General features: G+C 71.6%; 19 protein-coding genes and 2 riboswitches. Of the genes, 10 read left to right on the forward strand and 9 right to left on the reverse strand.

The window, feature by feature from the left end:
- Positions 1–2: 2 nt before the first annotated feature.
- On the reverse strand, positions 3–1331 hold the full coding sequence (locus tag G6N10_RS09740; protein WP_085095311.1) for a thymidine phosphorylase: 1329 nt from the start codon (positions 1329–1331) through the stop codon (positions 3–5).
- A 56-nt stretch (positions 1332–1387) separates the two neighbouring features.
- Entirely contained in the window at positions 1388–1798 is a 411-nt protein-coding gene (locus G6N10_RS09745) for a cytidine deaminase (RefSeq protein ID WP_085095313.1), read from the reverse strand.
- Positions 1799–2051: 253 nt separating this feature from the next.
- On the opposite strand from G6N10_RS09745, the gene sdhC reads away from it, so the two are divergent.
- From sdhC to G6N10_RS09765, 4 genes are read left to right on the forward strand one after another with little or no spacing between them, the layout of a single operon-like run.
- Entirely contained in the window at positions 2052–2468 is a 417-nt protein-coding gene (sdhC, locus tag G6N10_RS09750) for a succinate dehydrogenase, cytochrome b556 subunit (RefSeq protein WP_085095421.1), read from the forward strand.
- Positions 2469–2939 carry a succinate dehydrogenase hydrophobic membrane anchor subunit gene (locus tag G6N10_RS09755; protein WP_085095314.1) on the forward strand — a complete coding sequence of 157 codons (471 nt, stop codon included), beginning with the start codon at positions 2469–2471 and terminating at the stop codon, positions 2937–2939.
- Positions 2940–2955: 16 nt separating this feature from the next.
- Entirely contained in the window at positions 2956–4710 is a 1755-nt protein-coding gene (gene sdhA / locus G6N10_RS09760) for a succinate dehydrogenase flavoprotein subunit (protein ID WP_085095315.1), read from the forward strand.
- Complete coding sequence (locus G6N10_RS09765; protein WP_163742361.1) at positions 4710–5492, forward strand: succinate dehydrogenase iron-sulfur subunit; 783 nt, start codon at positions 4710–4712, stop codon at positions 5490–5492. Before sdhA ends, G6N10_RS09765 begins: the two co-directional genes overlap by 1 nt.
- A 79-nt stretch (positions 5493–5571) precedes the next feature.
- Here the strand turns inward: G6N10_RS09765 and G6N10_RS09770 are convergent, their stop codons facing one another.
- Positions 5572–6594: a crotonase/enoyl-CoA hydratase family protein gene (locus G6N10_RS09770; RefSeq protein WP_085095317.1), complete on the reverse strand. Its 1023-nt coding sequence runs from the start codon at positions 6592–6594 to the stop codon at positions 5572–5574.
- A 183-nt stretch (positions 6595–6777) separates the two neighbouring features.
- Between G6N10_RS09770 and G6N10_RS09775 the strand changes: the two genes are divergently transcribed.
- On the forward strand, positions 6778–8034 hold the full coding sequence (locus G6N10_RS09775; RefSeq protein WP_085095318.1) for a D-alanyl-D-alanine carboxypeptidase family protein: 1257 nt from the start codon (positions 6778–6780) through the stop codon (positions 8032–8034).
- A gap of 12 nt (positions 8035–8046) precedes the next feature.
- Here G6N10_RS09775 and G6N10_RS09780 read toward each other — a convergent pair whose 3' ends face one another.
- Entirely contained in the window at positions 8047–8916 is an 870-nt protein-coding gene (locus G6N10_RS09780) for a nitronate monooxygenase (protein WP_085095319.1), read from the reverse strand.
- A gap of 31 nt (positions 8917–8947) precedes the next feature.
- Positions 8948–9013: riboswitch (guanidine-III (ykkC-III) riboswitch) on the forward strand.
- Positions 9014–9025: 12 nt separating this feature from the next.
- On the opposite strand from G6N10_RS09780, the gene G6N10_RS09785 reads away from it, so the two are divergent.
- Positions 9026–9343, forward strand: coding sequence for a DMT family transporter (locus G6N10_RS09785; protein ID WP_085095320.1), 318 nt, complete (start codon positions 9026–9028; stop codon positions 9341–9343).
- 21 nt (positions 9344–9364) lie between these two features.
- Here G6N10_RS09785 and yhjD read toward each other — a convergent pair whose 3' ends face one another.
- From yhjD to G6N10_RS09800, 3 genes are read right to left on the reverse strand one after another with little or no spacing between them, the layout of a single operon-like run.
- A complete protein-coding gene (yhjD, locus tag G6N10_RS09790) occupies positions 9365–10408 on the reverse strand; it encodes an inner membrane protein YhjD (protein WP_085095321.1) in 1044 nt (347 codons plus the stop codon).
- Between the two features lies 1 nt (position 10409).
- Positions 10410–11420, reverse strand: a complete 1011-nt coding sequence (gene trpS / locus G6N10_RS09795) for a tryptophan--tRNA ligase (protein WP_085095322.1) — start codon at positions 11418–11420, stop codon at positions 10410–10412.
- Entirely contained in the window at positions 11417–12295 is an 879-nt protein-coding gene (locus G6N10_RS09800) for an exodeoxyribonuclease III (protein WP_085095323.1), read from the reverse strand. Before G6N10_RS09800 ends, trpS begins: the two co-directional genes overlap by 4 nt.
- A 79-nt stretch (positions 12296–12374) precedes the next feature.
- On the opposite strand from G6N10_RS09800, the gene G6N10_RS09805 reads away from it, so the two are divergent.
- The 4 genes from G6N10_RS09805 (at position 12375) to G6N10_RS09820 (ending at position 16654) form a co-directional block, all read left to right on the forward strand.
- On the forward strand, positions 12375–13214 hold the full coding sequence (locus tag G6N10_RS09805) for an epoxide hydrolase EphH (RefSeq protein WP_085095325.1): 840 nt from the start codon (positions 12375–12377) through the stop codon (positions 13212–13214).
- Positions 13215–13264: 50 nt separating this feature from the next.
- Positions 13265–13379, forward strand: a riboswitch (SAM riboswitch).
- Between the two features lie 48 nt (positions 13380–13427).
- Complete coding sequence (locus G6N10_RS09810) at positions 13428–14789, forward strand: bifunctional o-acetylhomoserine/o-acetylserine sulfhydrylase (protein ID WP_407664023.1); 1362 nt, start codon at positions 13428–13430, stop codon at positions 14787–14789.
- 9 nt (positions 14790–14798) lie between these two features.
- Complete coding sequence (gene metX, locus G6N10_RS09815; RefSeq protein WP_085095329.1) at positions 14799–15923, forward strand: homoserine O-acetyltransferase MetX; 1125 nt, start codon at positions 14799–14801, stop codon at positions 15921–15923.
- Entirely contained in the window at positions 15920–16654 is a 735-nt protein-coding gene (locus G6N10_RS09820; RefSeq protein ID WP_085095331.1) for a class I SAM-dependent methyltransferase, read from the forward strand. The genes metX and G6N10_RS09820 overlap by 4 nt, the downstream gene beginning before the upstream one ends.
- 24 nt (positions 16655–16678) lie before the next feature.
- On the opposite strand, the gene G6N10_RS09825 is transcribed toward G6N10_RS09820, so the two are convergent.
- Entirely contained in the window at positions 16679–16978 is a 300-nt protein-coding gene (locus G6N10_RS09825) for a DUF3017 domain-containing protein (protein WP_085095333.1), read from the reverse strand.
- On the reverse strand, positions 16975–17823 hold the full coding sequence (locus tag G6N10_RS09830; RefSeq protein WP_085095334.1) for a bifunctional methylenetetrahydrofolate dehydrogenase/methenyltetrahydrofolate cyclohydrolase: 849 nt from the start codon (positions 17821–17823) through the stop codon (positions 16975–16977). Before G6N10_RS09830 ends, G6N10_RS09825 begins: the two co-directional genes overlap by 4 nt.
- Positions 17824–17872 lie beyond the last annotated feature (49 nt).

The raw sequence follows: 17872 nt of genomic DNA on the forward strand, positions 1-17872 counted from the left end.
CGTCACTCCTCAACTCGGCCCAGCAGCAGTCGCCGGGGTGGCGGGGGCAGCGCCCCGATGCTCCAGGCGCCGTCGAGCTCGGCCAGCGCCGGGGCCAGCCGCTCGGCAGTATCGGCGGACAAGGTGAACAGTGGTTGGCCGGCGGCCACCGGCTCGCCGGGGCGGCGGTGCAGTTCGATGCCTGCCCCGGCGGCGACCGCGTCGCCCGGCGCGGTGCGTCCGGCACCGAGGCGCCAAACCGCCCTGCCGACGGCCAGCGCGTCGATGTCGCCCATCACCCCGGAGTCGGGCGCGATGACGGTCTCGGTGCAGGCGCCGGTCGGCAGCGGCGCGTCCGGGTCGCCGCCCTGGGCGCGCACCAACGCCCGGTAGGCGTCCATCGCGGTGCCGTCGGCCAGCGTGTCGGCGGGGTCGCGGCCGTCCAGGCCGGCCAGGTCCAGCATCTCGGCGGCCAGCGCCAGGGTCAGCTCGAGGACGTCGGGCGGCCCGCCGCCGGCGAGCACCTGCACGGATTCGACGACCTCGACGGCGTTGCCGACCATCCGGCCCAGCGGCACCGACATATCGGTGAGCAGCGCCCGGGTCGGCACCCCGTAGGCCGCGCCGAGTCCGACCATGGTGCTGGCCAGCCGGGCCGCCTCCGCCGGATCCTGCAGGAATGCCCCGGAGCCGGACTTGACGTCGAGCACCAGCGACCGGGTGCCCTCGGCGAGTTTCTTGCTCATGATCGACGAGGCGATCAGCGGCAGCGAGTCGACGGTGGCGGTGATGTCGCGCAGCGCGTACAGCTTGCGGTCGGCCGGGACCAGTTCGCCGGCGGCGAAGATCGCGGCACCGATGCCGGCCAGTTGGTCGCGGATCTGCGCGACGGACAGTTCGGCGGAGAACCCGGGGATGGTCTCCAGCTTGTCCAGGGTGCCGCCGGTGTGGCCCAGTCCCCGGCCGGAGGCCTGCGGGACCGCGCCGCCGCAGGCCACGATGATCGGCACCAACGGGATGGTGATCTTGTCGCCGACCCCGCCGGTGGAGTGCTTGTCCACCAGCGTCAGCGGCTTGCCGCCGGGCCCGCGCAGGTCGGCAAAGTCCAGCCGGGGCCCGGAGTTGATCATCGCCGCGGTCCAGCGGGTGATCTCCTCGGCGTCCATGCCGCGCAGGAAGATCGCCATCAGCAGGGCGGCCATCTGTTCGTCGCCGACGGTCCCCGCGGTGTAGGCGTCGATCACCCAGTCGATGGCGGCGTCGGGCAGGCGCCCGCCATCCCTCTTCATCCGAATCACGGTCGGAGCGTCGAACGGAGGCGGCGTCTTTTCCGCCGACGGGCGACGCGACATCTGATCCCGCGCGTCGAACGGAGGCGGCGTCTTTTCCGCCGACGGGCGACCCGCGTTCATCGGCGCACCCGGTCCAGATCCTCGGGCCCGAACGCGTCCGGCAGCAGCTCGGCCAGCCGGCGCGGGCCGGCCCCGGTGTCGACCAGCAGGTCCGGTCCGCCGTGTTCGTGCAGCAGTTGTCGGCACCGTCCGCACGGCATCAGGGCGCGCCCGTCGGCGTCGACACAGGCCAGCGCGCGCAGCCGTCCGCCGCCGCCGGCGAACAGGGCGCAGACCACAGCGCACTCCGCGCAGAGACCCAGGCCATATGAGACATTCTCCACATTGCAGCCGGTCAGCACGCGCCCGTCGTCGACCAGCGCGGCGGCCCCGACCGGGAACCCGGAATACGGCGCGTAGGCCCGGGCCGAAACCGCTATTGCACTGTCGCGCAACAGCTTCCAGTCGATCGATGATTCTGTCGGCATTATCGGTCCCGTTCTTCTGAATCCATTCCGACCGTCACCGCTACGCGCAAGTAAGCTAGGATAGCCAAACCTGACCCCTCCGTTTCGTCATTGCCCATACCACCGAGTCGGTTGGTTCGCCGCCGCGCAATGGGACTAGAGTCCACCCGACGGTCTTCCCGGTTGACTTGCCCTCGCTCCGGGAGTCTTGAAACACCGCCACGCCGGGGTGGGCACGCCTCCCCGGCGTCCACCGACGACGTTGGAGGCGCTGATGACAGCAGCGGCACCGGCAGAGCCCGCCAAGACGGGCACCCGACGCCGACGCAGCCTGTACCGGGGCGACCCGGGCATGTGGTCGTGGGTACTGCACCGAATCACCGGTGCGACCATCTTCTTCTTCTTGTTCGTGCACGTGCTGGACACCGCCCTGGTGCGGGTCAGCCCGGAGGCGTACAACGCCGTCGTCGGCACCTACAAGACTCCGCTGGTCGGGCTGATGGAGGTGGGGCTGGTCGCGGCCGTGCTGTTCCACGCCCTCAACGGTATCCGGGTCATCCTGATCGACTTCTGGTCCGAGGGCCCGCGTCATCAGAAGAAGATGCTGATCGCCGTCGCCGCCGTGTGGCTGGTGGTCATGGTTCCCGCGCTGGTCGTGCTGGGTATGCACATGGCAGAGAGGTTCCTGTAGATGACTGCCCCGTGGACTCCCCATCACCGTGACGGCCGCGCCGCCCCCGTGCTGGAGAAGGAATACGACCGGCCGGCCGCCCTGGATCACCCGCGCGCCCCGCGCCGGCCGCGCGGCGTCCCGTACTTCGAGAAGTACGCCTGGCTGTTCATGCGGTTCTCCGGTGTGGCGCTGGTCTTCCTGGTCATCGGCCACCTGTTCATCATGCTGATGTGGTCCGACGGCGTGTACCGGATCGACTTCAACTATGTCGCCGAGCGCTGGGCCTCGCCGTTCTGGCAGATCTGGGACATGTCCCTGCTGTGGTTGGCGATGCTGCACGGTGCCAACGGGATGCGCACCATCATCGGTGACTACACCCGCAAGAACACCACCAAGTTCTATCTGAATTCGCTGCTGCTGCTGGCCACCGGGTTCACCGTCGTCCTGGGCAGCTACGTCCTGGTGACGTTCAACCCGAACATCGGTTAACCCGGGAGGATCCTCGATGATTCAGGAACACCGCTACGACGTCGTGATCGTCGGCGCCGGCGGCGCCGGGATGCGCGCCGCGGTCGAGGCGGGCCCGCGGGCCCGCACCGCCGTGCTGACCAAGCTCTACCCGACCCGCTCCCACACCGGCGCGGCGCAGGGCGGCATGTGCGCCGCGCTGGCCAACGTCGAGGAAGACAACTGGGAGTGGCACACCTTCGACACCGTCAAGGGCGGCGACTACCTCGCCGACCAGGACGCCGTGGAGATCATGTGCAAGGAGGCGATCGACGCCGTCCTGGATCTGGAAAAGATGGGGATGCCGTTCAACCGCACCCCCGAGGGCCGCATCGATCAGCGCCGGTTCGGCGGTCACACCCGTGACCACGGCAAGGCCCCGGTCCGCCGGGCCTGCTACGCCGCCGACCGCACCGGCCACATGATCCTGCAGACGCTGTACCAAAACTGCGTCAAGCACGACGTGGAGTTCTTCAACGAGTTCTACGCCCTGGACGTGACGCTGACCGACACCCCGTCGGGCCCGGTCGCCACCGGTGTCATCGCCTACGAGCTGGCCACCGGCGACATCCACATCTTCCACGCCAAGGCGATCGTGTTCGCCACCGGCGGTTCGGGGCGGATGTACAAGACCACCTCCAACGCGCACACCCTGACCGGCGACGGGCTGGGCATCATCTTCCGCAAGGGCCTGCCGCTGGAGGACATGGAGTTCCACCAGTTCCACCCGACCGGCCTGGCCGGCCTGGGCATCCTGATCTCCGAGGCCGTGCGCGGCGAGGGCGGCCGGTTGCTCAACGCCGACGGCGAGCGGTTCATGGAGCGCTACGCACCGACCATCGTCGACCTGGCCCCGCGCGACATCGTGGCCCGTTCGATGGTCATCGAGGTGCTGGAGGGTCGCGGCGCCGGACCGAACAAGGACTACGTCTACATCGACGTGCGGCACCTCGGCGCCGACGTGCTGGAGGCCAAGCTCCCCGACATCACCGAGTTCGCCCGCACCTACCTGGGCGTGGACCCGGTCACCGAGCTGGTGCCGGTGTACCCGACCTGCCACTACGTGATGGGTGGTATTCCCACCAACGTGCACGGCCAGGTGCTGCGGGACAACAACAACTACGTGCCGGGCCTGTACGCGGCGGGCGAGTGCGCCTGCGTGTCGGTGCACGGCGCCAACCGGTTGGGCACCAACTCGCTGCTGGACATCAACGTGTTTGGTCGGCGGGCCGGCCTGGCCGCCGCCGAGTACGCCGCCAGCCACGACTTCGTCGACCTGCCGCCGGAGCCGGCGCGGATGGTCGTCGAGTGGGTCGGCGACATCCTCGGTGAGCACGGCCACGAGCGGGTCGCCGACATCCGCGGTGCGCTGCAGCAGACGATGGACAACAACGCCGCGGTGTTCCGCACCGAGGAGACCCTCAAGCAGGCGCTGACCGACATTCACGCGCTCAAGGAGCGCTACGGCCGGATCACCGTGCACGACAAGGGCAAGCGGTTCAACTCCGATCTGCTGGAGGCCATCGAGCTGGGCTTCCTGCTGGAGCTGGCCGAGGTCACCGTCGCCGGGGCGCTCAACCGCAAGGAATCCCGCGGCGGCCACGCCCGGGAGGACTACCCGAACCGCGACGACACCAACTACCTGCGGCACACCATGGCCTACAAGGAAGGTGCCGAACTGCTGTCCGACATCCGGCTGGACTACAAGCCCGTCGTCCAGACCCGGTACGAGCCGATGGAGCGGAAGTACTGATGAGTGCACCTGTCGTGGATCAGCCCGAAGCCGGCGATCCGCCGCTGCCCCCGGTGCCCGACGGCGCGGTCATGGTGACGTTGAAGATCGCCCGGTTCAACCCGGAGGATCCCGACGCCGCCGGATTCCAGAGCTTCCGGGTGCCGTGCCTGCCCAGTGACCGGCTGCTGAACCTGCTGCTGTACGTGAAGGGTTACCTGGACGGCACGCTGACGTTCCGCCGGTCCTGCGCGCACGGGGTGTGCGGCTCGGACGCGATGCGGATCAACGGCGTCAACCGGTTGGCCTGCAAGGTTCTGATGCGCGATCTGCTGCCCAAGAACGGCAAGCCGCTGACCATCACCATCGAGCCGATCCGCGGCCTGCCCGTGGAGAAGGACCTGGTGGTCGACATGGAGCCGTTCTTCGACGCGTTCCGCGCGGTCAAGCCGTTCCTGATCACCAGCGGCAACCCGCCGACCCGCGAGCGGATCCAGTCGCCGACCGACCGGGCCCGCTTCGATGACACCACCAAGTGCATCCTGTGCGCCTGCTGCACGACGAGCTGCCCGGTGTTCTGGAGCGAGGGTTCCTACTTCGGCCCGGCCGCCATCGTCAACGCGCACCGGTTCATCTTCGATTCCCGGGATGAGGCGGCCGCCGAGCGCCTCGACATCCTCAATGAGGTCGACGGCGTGTGGCGCTGCCGCACCACGTTCAACTGCACCGACGCCTGCCCCCGCGGCATCGAGGTCACCAAGGCGATCCAGGAGGTCAAGCGGGCGCTGATGTTCGCCCGCTGACGACCGAGGTCGACGAAGGAGACCGAGGGAGGAAGCGGGCGCGTCGATACCGCCCGCTGACGACCGAGGTCGACGCCCCCTACCCGGTTGGCCCCGGCTTGCCCTTGTGGTCGCCGTACGGCTCGTCACGCTCCCGGACGGCCTCGCGGAACCCGACGGTCGCCGCCCGCAGCTGGAAGGCGTAGCCCTCCCGGGTGTGCCGCGACACCCCGTCGAAGACGGTGCTGATCATGGTGGAGTTCGCCACGCCCTGCGCCAGCAGCGCCGAGTTCAATGCGAGTTTGGCCATCATCAGCTGGTTGACCGGCATCCGGGCGATCCGCTCGACGAGGTCTTCGGCGCGCTCGTCGAGGGACTCCGGCGGGCAGGATTCGACCGCCAGCCCCCATTCCGCGGCCTGCCGTCCGCTGATCCGATCGCCGGTGAACAGCAGGCGTTTGGCCCGCTGGTCGCCGAGCCGGTGCGCCCACATCCCGGCGGCCGGGATGCCCCAGACCCGGGTCGGCGGGTAGCCGATCATCGCGTCGTCGGCACAGATGATCTGGTCGCAGTACAACGCGATGTCGGTGCCGCCGGCGATCGCGAAGCCGTGGATCTTCGCGACGGTCGGTTTGTTCGCGTGCAGCAGCGAGGCGAAGCCCTTGTTGAAGCGGCTCATCATCGCGTAGTCGAGCATCGGATCCCAGCCGCGCCACGGATTGTGGTTGCTGGCCTGCACCACCGGGTCGATGGCGCTGCCTGCGGTGGCGTGCTCACCGACCCCGCCGCCGCCGGCCCCGCCCTCGGCGAAGATCTGCAGGTCGTAGCCGCCGCAGAAGCCCTTGCCACGCCCGGACAGCAGCACCACGTGCACTCGGGGGTCGAGGTCGGCGGTCTCGACGGCGTGCGCGAGGTCCAGCGGGGTGTCCGCGGTGATCGCGTTGCCCTGCTCGGGGCGGTTGAAGGTGATCCGGGCGATCCGGCCGGTGCGCCGATAGGTCAGCGTGCGGTAGTCCCGGTCGTCGGCGGGTTCGGGGCGGTCGCGCCAGGGCGAGTCCGGCGCCTCGGTCCAGTTCTCGTACCAGGCCGCTGCGCGGTTTCCGTCATGGTCGTGCTGTTGCACCTGCGGGTCCTCACTGTTGGATCGGGTCGGGCACGCCGAGGGCTCGGCGCAACAGCTTTGGGTCAAGCAATCGATCCGGCGCCGAAATCGCCGCCTCTCAAGTAACAATCGCAACTTTAATCCCACCAGCCACAGCGCGGCGCGGCAAGATCGCCGCTCCGCTGGCCTACTCTGCTCCTCACCATGCTGACTTCACGTAGCCCCCGGACCCGGCTGGCGGCGCTGACGGCGGCGCTGTTCATCGCCGCCGCGCCGGCCGCGCTGACCCCGGCCACGGCGCTGGCCGACCCCGAGCCGCCCGCCCCGGAATGCCCGTTCCGGATCACCACCCCACCGGCCGTCGACGCCTCCGAGGTGCCCAAGCCCGGCGAGCCCGAACCCGGCCCGCTGGCGGTGCCCGCCAAGACCGTCGGTGGGTCCGATCTGGCCGGCTGCGGCATCATCACCGCCGCCGACACCCCGCCGGTGCCCGGGGACGTCTCCGCCGAGGCCTGGCTGGTCGCCGACCTGGACTCCGGCGAGGTGATCGCCGCCCGCGACCCGCACGGCAGGCACCGGCCCGCCTCGGTGATCAAGGCGCTGACCGCGATGGCCTCGATCAACGAACTCAACCTGAACAAGCCGGTCGCCGGCACCGTCGAGGACGCCCGCTCCGAGGGCACCAAGGTCGGCGTCGACGTCGGCGGCACCTACACCGTCAACGACCTGCTGCACGGGCTGCTGATGCACTCCGGCAACGACGCCGCGCACGCGCTGGCCGGCCAGCTCGGCGGCATGCCGGTGGCCCTGGGCAAGCTCAACACGATGGCCGCCCTGCTGGGCGCCCGCGACACCCGGGTCGCCACCCCGTCCGGGCTGGACGGCCCCGGCATGAGCACCTCGGCCTACGACATCGGCCTGATCTACCGGTACGCCTGGCAGAACCCGACGTTCGCCCAGATCGTGGCCACCCGGACCTACAACTTCCCCGGCCACTTCACCCCGGAGACCGGCGACCACCCGGCCTACGAGCTGGAGAACGACAACAAGCTGCTGGTCAACTACCCCGGCGCCCTCGGCGGCAAGACCGGCTACACCGACGACGCCGGACAGACCTTCGTCGGCGCGGCCGAGCGGGACGGCCGCCGGCTGGTGGCGGTGCTGCTGCGCGGCACCCGCCAGCCCATCGCGCCGTGGGAGCAGGCCGCCCGGCTGCTGGACTACGGCTTCGCGACCGCGCCCGGCACCGCGATCGGCCAGCTGGTCGACCCCGACCCGGCGCTGACCCGCGTCGAACCCGAGCCGACCGCCGCCGTCAACGCCGCCACCCTGATCCCGGCCGCCGACGCGACGCCGGTGCGGGTGGGCGTCGGAGTGGTCGGCACCCTGGTGGTGTTCAGCCTGATCATGGTCGCCCGGTCGATCAACCGTCGCAGCGTCGGCGCCGGCCTGGCCCGCTGAGCCCGCCTCGGGTCAGCGCGCCCAGCGCCCCAACAGCCCGGCGGCCTGCCCGCAGAGGTCGTCGAGCACCACCGCGGCCGGACGCGCGGCGCGCACCGCCCCGACGCCCTGGCCGGCGTTGACCGGCAGCGCGGCGCCGTCGGCGTCGACGAGCACCCGCTCCGGCTGCCACGACGGCCACGAATAGCCCAGCGCCAGGTCGAACTCGCTGGTGTTGACGGTGTCGGTGGACGCCGCGGCCAGCAGCAGATCGCGGTCGGCGGGCCGGGTCAGCGCCTCGGTGCTGGCCGCCAGCACCGTGCCCAGCCACGCCCCGGCCGCCCCGGCGGCCAGCACCGCGGCCAGCGCCCGGCCGGTGGCGATCCCGCCGGCGGCCAGCACCGGCACCTCGACCGCGTCGAGCACCTCGGCCAGCAGCGGCAGCGTGCCGACCCGCGGCTCGCCGTGCCCGCCGCCCTCGGCGCCGCGGGCCACCAGCACCTGGACCCCGGCGTCGACCGCGCGCAGCGCCGCGGGCACGGAGGCGACCTGGGTGGCCGTGCTGATGCCCGCGGCGCGCGCCCGGGACACCCAGGACCACTCGTCGCCGAAACTGACGCACAGCAGGTCCGGGCGGGCGGCCAGCGCGGTGTCCAGCAGACCCGGTGCGGCCTCGGTCACCCAGTGCACCAGGCCGATGCCGAACGGCCGGACCGCGCCGAGCTCGGCCAGCTCGGCGGTCAGTGCCTCGGCGCTGGCGGCCGAGCCCATCCCGATCATCCCCAGCCCGCCGGCCGCGCTGACCGCGGCGGCCAGCCGGCCGCCGGCCGCGCCGCCCATCGGCGCGTTGACGACCGGGTGGCGCAGACCCAGCGAGGCACTCCACGGCGTCGCGATCGGCATGGCCGCGACGCTACTCGGGTTGCTACCGTCGCCAGTGCCACACCCCGTGGCACCGGACGAGGGGCCCCGTACCCGGTCAGCGACAAGACGGCGCCGGAAGGTTGCTGTCATGGCCTGGCTGATCCTGGTGCTCTCCGGCGCGCTGGAGGCGGTGTGGGCGACCGCGCTGAGCCGCTCCGACGGGCTGACCCGCCCGATTCCCACCGCGATCTTCGGGGTGTCGGTGGTGATCTCGATGTTCGGGCTGGGCTACGCGATGCGCTTCCTGCCGCCGGGCACCAGCTACGCGGTGTGGGTCGGCATCGGTGCCGCGCTGACCGTGCTGGTCGCCATGATCACCGGCACCGAGGCGGCCTCGCTGGCCAAGGTGGCCCTGCTGACCGGCCTGATCGGCTGCGTCATCGGGCTGCAACTGGTCAGTCAGTGACGCCGGGCCCGCGACGACGGGTCAGCGACGACGGCGGCGGCCCAGCAGCCAGCCGCCGACCCCCGCCGCCGCGGCCGCCGCGGCGGCCGGCCCCAGCGCGGGCCGGGTGATCACCCGGTTGCGGATCACCGCCGGCCCGGGCGGCACGATCTCCGGGGCCAGGTTCTCCCGCGCGGTGGCCGCCCACGCGGTGGCGAACAGCACCAGCCGCGCGGTGACGTAGGCGAACACCATCAGGCCGAGTACCGGGCCGAACGTCGCCCCGGCCGGGCCGGTGAGCACCGACTTGAGGTAGATCGAGGCGACCTGCTTGAACGCCTCGAAGCCGACGGCGGCGATCAGCCCGGCCCGCAGACAGGACCGCAGGCTGGCCGATTCGCGTGGCAGCCGGGCGATCATCCAGGTGAACAGCGCCCAGCCGACCAGCACCGACATCACGATCGACGCCGCCCGCAGCGCCGCCGAGGTCAGCGGCGAGTCCGGCACCCCGGCCCAGCGCAGCAGGTCGGCCAGCAGCGAGGTGCTGCCGAGGGCGGTCAGCCCGATGGTCAGCCCGAGCGCCACCCCCGCCGAGGCCAGCGCACCCAGGTCCGACAGCTTGCCGCGAATGAAGGTCGGCTTGACGGTGCGCTGGCTGCCCCACATCTGGGTCAGCGCCTCCCGGACGTTGTTCATCCAGCCCAGCCCGGCCCACGCCGCGGTGGCCAGGCCGATCACCCCGACGGAGGTGCGCGAGGCGATCGCGGAATCCATCAGCGCGATCAGCTGCTCCCCCAGCTCCCCGGACACCACGCCCTTGATCTGCCCCTCGATGCTGTCGAGCAGCTCGGGGTGGTTGACCAGGATGAAGCCGCCGACCGCAAACGCCACCATCAGCAGCGGGAACAGCGAGAAGATCGTGTAGTAGGTGATGCCGGCGGCGTAGAAGTCGCCCTTGCTGTCGTTGTAGCGCTGCTGGGCCCGCCAGACATGGTCGAACCAGCGCCAGCGGGCCCGCAACCGAGCCAGGACGCCCGGGCGCGCTGCCGTCTCCGGCAGCTCCGCTCGCGCGTCCGTCGTTGTCATCTCAGGACCGTCGGGGCAGCAATCCGAGCGCGTCGTAGGCCCGGGCGACGGTCCGCTCCGCGACCTGTCCGGCCCGCTGCGCTCCGGCGGCCAGGATCGATTCCAGTTCGGCGGGGTCGGCCAGCAGCTCGGTGACCCGGGCCCGGATCGGCGTGACGTACTCGACGACGACCTCGGCGGTCTCCTTCTTCAGGTCGCCGTAGCCGCGCCCGTCGTAGCCGGCGACCAGCTCGGCCACCGGGGTGCCGGTGACCGCGGACTGAATGGTCAGCAGGTTGGAGATGCCGGGCTTGTGCTCCGGGTCGAAGCGGATCTCCCGCTCGCTGTCGGTGACGGCCGAGCGGATCTTCTTGGCGATCCGGGCCGGATCGTCGAGCAGCGCGATCAGCCCGGCGTCGGTGGCCGCGGACTTGCTCATCTTCGCCGACGGGTCGGCCAGGTCGTAGATCTTGGCGGTGGCCTTCGGGATCAGCGCGTCGGGCACCACGAAGGTGCCCGGGAACCGGGCGTTGAACCGTTGCGCCAGGTCGCGGGCCAGCTCCAGGTGCTGGCGCTGATCCTCCCCGACGGGCACCAGGTTGGCGTCGTAGAGCAGGATGTCGGCGGCCATCAGCACCGGGTAGGTGAACAGCCCGACGGTGGTGGCGTCGGCGCCGTGCCGGACCGACTTGTCCTTGAACTGCGTCATCCGCGACGCCTGCCCGAAGCCGGTGAAACACCCCAGCACCCAGGCCAGTTCGGCGTGCGCGGGCACGTGGCTCTGCACGAAGACGGTGGCCCGGGCCGGGTCGATGCCCAGCGCCAGGTACTGCGCGGCGGTGGTCAGGGTGCGGCGGCGCAGCTCGGCGGGATCCTGCGCGACGGTGATGGCGTGCAGGTCCACCACGCAGAAGTACGCGTCGTGATCGTCCTGCATGGCCGCCCACTGCTTGACCGCGCCAAGGGCATTGCCCAGGTGCAGCGAGTCGGAGGTGGGCTGGGCTCCGGAGAAGACGACCTGCTTAGCGCTCATGATCCGACGATCTTGTCACGCTGCCCCGGCCCGGCGGCGTCGGCCGGGCGCGGGGCGTACTCGACGGTGACCGGCGCGTGGTCAGACCAGCGCAGCGCGTAGGCGCCCGGGCGTTCGGTGCCGCCGGCGATCGCCCGGCCGGCCAGCCCGGCGGTGGCCAGCTGGTAGTCGATCCGCCAGCCGGCATCGTTGTCGAAGGCCTGGCCGCGCCAGCTCCACCAGCTGTACGGGCCGGTGACCTCGGGGTGCAGGGTGCGCATCACGTCGACCCAGCCGCCGGACAGCCGGTCGGCGACCCAGGCGCGTTCCTCCGGCAGGAACCCGGCCTTTTTCAGGTTGCCCTTCCAGTTCTTCAGGTCGGCCTCGGCCGGGGCGATGTTCCAGTCCCCGCACAGCACCGCGTCGGGACCCCCCGACCCCGCCCGGGCGGCCAGCTCGGCCATCCGGGCCTCGGTGGCCGCCAGGAAGCGTTCCTTCTCGGCCTGCCGCTCGGTCAGCGCCTCCCCGGTCGGCACGTAGATGCTGGCCACCGTCAGCGGCTGGCCGCCGTCGTCGAGGTCGACCTCCAGGTAGCGGCCGTGGTCGGCGAACTCGTCGTGCCCGCAGCCGGCCCGCACCTCGGTGATCGGGACCCGGGACAGCACCGCCACCCCGTTGCGGCCCTTGCGCTCCGACAGCGCCGAGGCCAGCTGCCAGCCGTCGGCCAGCGCGGGGGCCAGCGCCTCGGTGAGCTGACCGTCGTCGGCGCGGGTCTCCTGCAGGCACACCACGTCGGCGCGGGTTTCCTTCAGCCAGGCCAGCAGCCCGGGATTGTCGGTGGAGCGCTCCCGGACCGCGGCCCGGATGCCGTTGACGTTGACGGTCGTGACGATCACGGCCGTCAAGGTTAGGTCACCGCCGCGACCCGGCCCCGGCCCGATACCGGCGGTACCGGCTGATTGCTACTGTCAAGGAATGAGGCCCGTGCGCGACGCCATTCACCTGGGATCCGGCGAACCGGTGCTGCTGCTGCACCCGTTCATGATGTCGCAGAACGTCTGGAAGGACGTCGCGCCAATGCTGGCCGACACCGGCCGCTACGAGGTGTACGCCCCCACCATGCCCGGCCACAACGGCGGGGTGAAGGCCCGGATGTTCCTCGACACCAAGGAACTCGCCGACGACGTCGAGCGGCGGATGGACGAGCTGGGCTGGCCCACCGCGCACATCGTCGGCAATTCGCTGGGCGGCTGGGTGGCCTTCGAGATGATGCGCCGCGGCCGGGCCCGCACCCTGACCGCAATCGCCCCGGCCGGCGGCTGGCGACACTTCTCCCCGGTCAAGTTCGAGATCGTGGCCAAGTTCCTGCTCGGCTTCCCGGTCTGGATCATCGCCAAGCTGCTGGGTGCCGGGCGGGTGCTGAAGTTCCCGTTCACCCGCTGGTTCGCCAGCGTGCCGATCAGCGCGACGCCGCAGGCCCTGCCGGAGGCCGACCTGCCCGCCATCCTCGACGACGTCACGCACTGCGCGGCCTACTACCAGCTGCTGGTCAAGGCACTGCTGCTGCCGGGACTGCAGGAGCTGGCCAACGCCGACGCCCCGACCAACCTGGTGCTCTGCGAGAAGGACCGGGTGCTGCCGCACCCGCGGTTCGCCCGCCAGTTCATCCGCGAGCTGCCCGCAGACACCGTGGTCACCCGGATGGACCGGGTCGGCCACATCCCGATGTTCGAGGACCCGGCCCGCACCGCGGCGCTGATCACCGACTTCATCGAGGCGAACCGGGTTCCGCCGGCCGCCGAACAACCCGCCTGAGAAGGCACCGAGCTGGCAGAGTTTCACCGGATTGCGATACTCTGCATATCGGTCATGAGCGCCAGCATCAAGCCCCGGCTTGCTGGCCGGCAACCCTCCACCGCGGTGGGGTGCCCCGGGTGATGACCAGGTTGAGTAGCCACGGCTACGCGGCAAGCGCGGGTCCGACCATTCTCCGGGCCCCATAGAGACAAGGGAGCCTGATGCGGTCCGATATGTGTCCCTGCTGAGGTCAGTCAATCCACATCATTTGACCCCCGCAAGGAGAAGTTCGTGTCCACCCCCACCACGGCCGACTGGTCGTTTGAAACCAAGCAGATTCACGCCGGCCAGCAGCCCGACCCCGCCACCGGGGCGCGCGCGCTGCCGATCTACCAGACCACGTCGTATGTCTTCAACGACACCGACCACGCCGCCGCGCTGTTCAGCCTGGCCGAGCCGGGCAACATCTACACCCGGATCATGAACCCGACCGCCGACGTCGTCGAGCAGCGGATCGCCGCGCTCGAGGGCGGGGTGGCCGGGCTGTTCCTGTCCTCCGGGCAGGCCGCGACGACGCTGGCGTTGCTCAACGTGGCCGGTGCCGGAGACCACATCGTGTCCTCACCCCGGCTCTACGGCGGCACCTACAACCTGCTGCACCACACGCTGCGCCGGCTCGGCATCGAGATCAGCTTCGTCGCCGATCCCGACGACCCGCAGTCCTGGGCCGCCCAGGTCCGGGAGAACACCCGGGCGTTCTTCGGCGAGACGATCTCCAACCCGCAGGGCGACATCTTCGACATCCCCGGCGTCGCCGAGGTCGCGCACGCCGACGGCATTCCGCTGATCCTGGACAACACCATCGCCACGCCGTACCTGATCCGGCCGTTCGAGCACGGCGCCGACGTCGTCGTGCACTCGGCCACGAAGTACCTCAGCGGGCACGGCACCGCGATCGCCGGGGTGATCGTCGACGGCGGCACCTTCGACTGGACCCAGGGCAGGCACCCCGGCTTCACCACCGGCGACGACAGCTACCACGGCGTGGTGTACGCCGACCTGGGCGCACCGGCGTTCGCGCTCAAGGCCCGGGTGCAGCTGCTGCGCGACCTGGGCTCGGCCGGGTCGCCGTTCAACGCGTTCCTGGTGTCCCAGGGCCTGGAGACGCTGAGCCTGCGGGTCGAGCGGCACGTCGCCAACGCCGCGCGGGTGGCGCAGTTCCTGGCGGACCGCGACGAGGTCACCGCCGTGCACTACGCCGGGCTGCCGAGCTCGCCGTGGCACCAGCGGGCCCAGCGGCTGGCGCCGCGCGGCACCGGCGCGGTGCTGGCCTTCGAGCTGGCCGGCGGGCTGGCGGCCGGCAAGGCGTTCGTCGACGCGCTGACCCTGCACAGTCACGTCGCCAACATCGGCGACGTGCGCTCGCTGGTGATCCATCCGGCCTCGACCACCCACCAGCAGCTCTCCGAGGCCGAACAGCGGGCCTCCGGCGTGACGCCGGGCCTGGTCCGGCTGGCCGTCGGGATCGAGGGCATCGACGACATTCTGGCCGACCTGGAGCGCGGCCTGGCGGCCGCCGCGACCGCCGCCTAGGGGCGAGAGGTGACCATTTCCGAGATCCCAACCACCGTGGCCCTGCCGGCTCAGGGCGAGGTCGGCATCGTCGACATCGGTGAGCTGAAGCTGGAGAACGGCGCGCTGCTCGACAACGTCAGCATCGCCGTGCAGCGCTGGGGCGAGCTGTCCCCCACCCGGGACAACGCCGTCATCGCGCTGCACGCGCTGACCGGCGACTCGCACGTCATCGGGCCCGCCGGCCCCGGGCATCCCACCCCCGGCTGGTGGGACGGGATGGCCGGCCCCGGCGCGGCGATCGACACCGACCGCTGGTGCCTGATCGCGACGAACGTGCTGGGCGGCTGCCGCGGCTCGACCGGTCCGGGCTCGCTGGCCCGCGACGGCCGGCCGTGGGGCTCCCGGTTCCCGCAGCTGACCATCCGCGACCAGGTCGCCGCCGACGTGGCCGCGCTGGCCGCGCTCGGCATCACCGAGGTGGCGGCGGTGCTCGGCGGTTCGATGGGCGGTGCCCGGGCACTGGAATGGGCGCTGGCACACCCGGAATCGGTGCGTGCGGCGCTGGTGCTGGCGGTCGGTGCGCGCGCCACCGCCGACCAGATCGGCACCCAGAGCACCCAGATCGCGGCGATCAAGACCGACCCGAACTGGCTCGGCGGCGACTACCACGGCACCGGGCGGCGCCCGGACGCCGGCCTGGAGGTGGCCCGCCGGGTCGCGCATCTGACCTACCGCGGCGAGGTCGAGCTCGACGAGCGGTTCGGCAACGCCGCGCAGGGCGGTGAGGATCCGCTGACCGGCGGCCGGTACGCCGTGCAGAGCTACCTGGAACATCAGGGCGCCAAGCTGGTCAACCGGTTCGACGCGGGCAGCTACGTCGCGCTGTCCGACGCGCTGAGCAGCCACGACGTCGGCCGCGGCCGGGGCGGGGTGGCCGCGGCACTGGCGGCCTGCCCGGTGCCGACGGTCGTCGGCGGGATCACCTCCGACCGGCTCTACCCGCTGCGGCTGCAGCAGGAGATCGCCGAGCTGCTGCCCGGCTGCGCCGGCCTGGACGTCATCGACTCCCCGAGTGGGCACGACGGCTTCCTGATCGAGGCCGACGCGGTGGCGGCGCTGCTGCGCCGCACCCTCGAGCTGGCCGGGCAATGAACGCAACGCCGCGCTCGCTGTCCTTCGGCTCGCAGGCCGCGGCCTACGAGCGGGGCCGGCCCTCCTACCCGCCGGAGGCGGTTGACTGGCTGCTGCCCACCGGCGCGCGCACCGTGCTGGATCTGGGCGCGGGCACCGGGAAGCTGACCACCCGGCTGGTCGAACGCGGCCTGGACGTGGTGGCCGTCGACCCGATCGCCGAGATGCTCGAGGTGCTCTCCGCGTCGCTGCCGGACACCCCCGCGCTGCTCGGCACCGCCGAGGAGATCCCGCTGCCCGACGACAGCGTCGACGCGGTGCTGGTCGCGCAGGCCTGGCACTGGGTGGACCCGGATCGGGCGATCCCGGAGGTGGCCCGGGTGCTGCGGCCCGGCGGCCGGCTCGGCCTGCTGTGGAACACCCCGGATCAGCGGCTGGGCTGGGTCCGCGAACTCGGCGAGATCGTCGGCTTCGACCACGATCCGCTCGATGCACATTCCGGGCTGCCCGCGCCGTTCGCCGAGGTGGCCCGGCACCGGGTGGAGTGGACCAACTACCTGACCCCGAAGGCGCTGATCGACCTGGTTGCCTCGCGCAGCTACTGCATCACCTCGCCGGCGGAGGTCCGGACCCGGGCGCTGCAGGGGGTACGCGATCTGCTGGCCCGGCACCCGGCGCTGACCAACTCCCCCGGCGTGGCGCTGCCCTACATCACCACCTGCGTGCGCGCCGACCTGCCCGCGGGCGACTGACCGCGGCGACCGGTCCGGGCGCGGTCAGCTGGTCCCGAGCGGGTCGATGGTCGCGGCGATGAACATCATCGCGGTCGCGGCACTGGCCATGGTGGCGAAGTCCAGCGCGCGGGAGCGGATCACCAGCAGCCCGGCGGCCTCCTCGCCGAGCAGCAGCCGCAGCCCGGCGCCGACCGCCACCCCGATGCCGATCAGCAGCGCACCGCGGCGCCAGAACCCGGCGGCGACCAGACCGAACGCGCCGACGAAGATCAGGAACACGCAGATGATCGGCCACTGCCGACGGACCCCGGCCTGCCAGTTCCAGCCCGCGGCGGTGTTCACCCGAGCGACTCGGCGCGCTCGACGACGTTGGTGAGCAGAAACGCCCGGGTCAGCGGGCCGACGCCGCCCGGGTTGGGCGAGACGTGGCCGGCCACCTCCCACACGTCGGGGTGCACGTCGCCGGTGAGCTTGCCCTCGACCCGGGACACCCCGACGTCGACGACGGCCGCGCCGGGGCGAACCATGTCGGCGGTCACCAGGTGCGGCGCCCCGACGGCGGCGACGATGATGTCGGCCTGCCGGGTCAGCGCGGGCAGGTCGGCGGTGCCGGTGTGGCACAGCGTGACGGTGGCGTTCTCGCTGCGCCGGGTCAGCAGCAGCCCCAGCGGGCGCCCGACGGTGACGCCACGGCCGATCACCACCACGTGCGCGCCGGCGATCGGCACGTCGAAGCGGCGCAGCAGCGCCACGATGCCGCGCGGCGTGCACGGCAGCGGCGCCGGGGTGCCGAGCACCAACCGGCCCAGGTTCGTCGGGTGCAGCCCGTCGGCGTCCTTGTCCGGGTCGATGCGCTCCAGCGCGGCGTTCTCGTCGAGCTGCCGCGGCAGCGGCAACTGCACGATGTAGCCGGTGCAGGCCGGGTCGGCGTTGAGCTCGTCGATGGCCGCGTTGAGCTGCTCGGTGGTGGTGTCGGCGGGCAGGTCGCGGCGAATCGAGGTGATGCCGACCTTGGCGCAGTCGGCGTGCTTGCCGCGGACGTAGGCCTGCGAGCCCGGATCGTCGCCGACCAGGATGGTGCCCAGTCCGGGGGTCCGGCCCGCCGCCGTCAGCGCCGCCACCCGGGCGGTGAGGTCGACGAGGATCTCGTCCCGGGTTGCCTTGCCGTCGAGCACCATCGCAGTCACGGCCGCAATTCTGCCACCGGTGCCCGCACCCGCCGCGATTGACACCGGT

This window comes from Mycolicibacterium fallax, from assembly GCF_010726955.1.
Taxonomy (GTDB): Bacteria; Actinomycetota; Actinomycetes; order Mycobacteriales; family Mycobacteriaceae; genus Mycobacterium; species Mycobacterium fallax.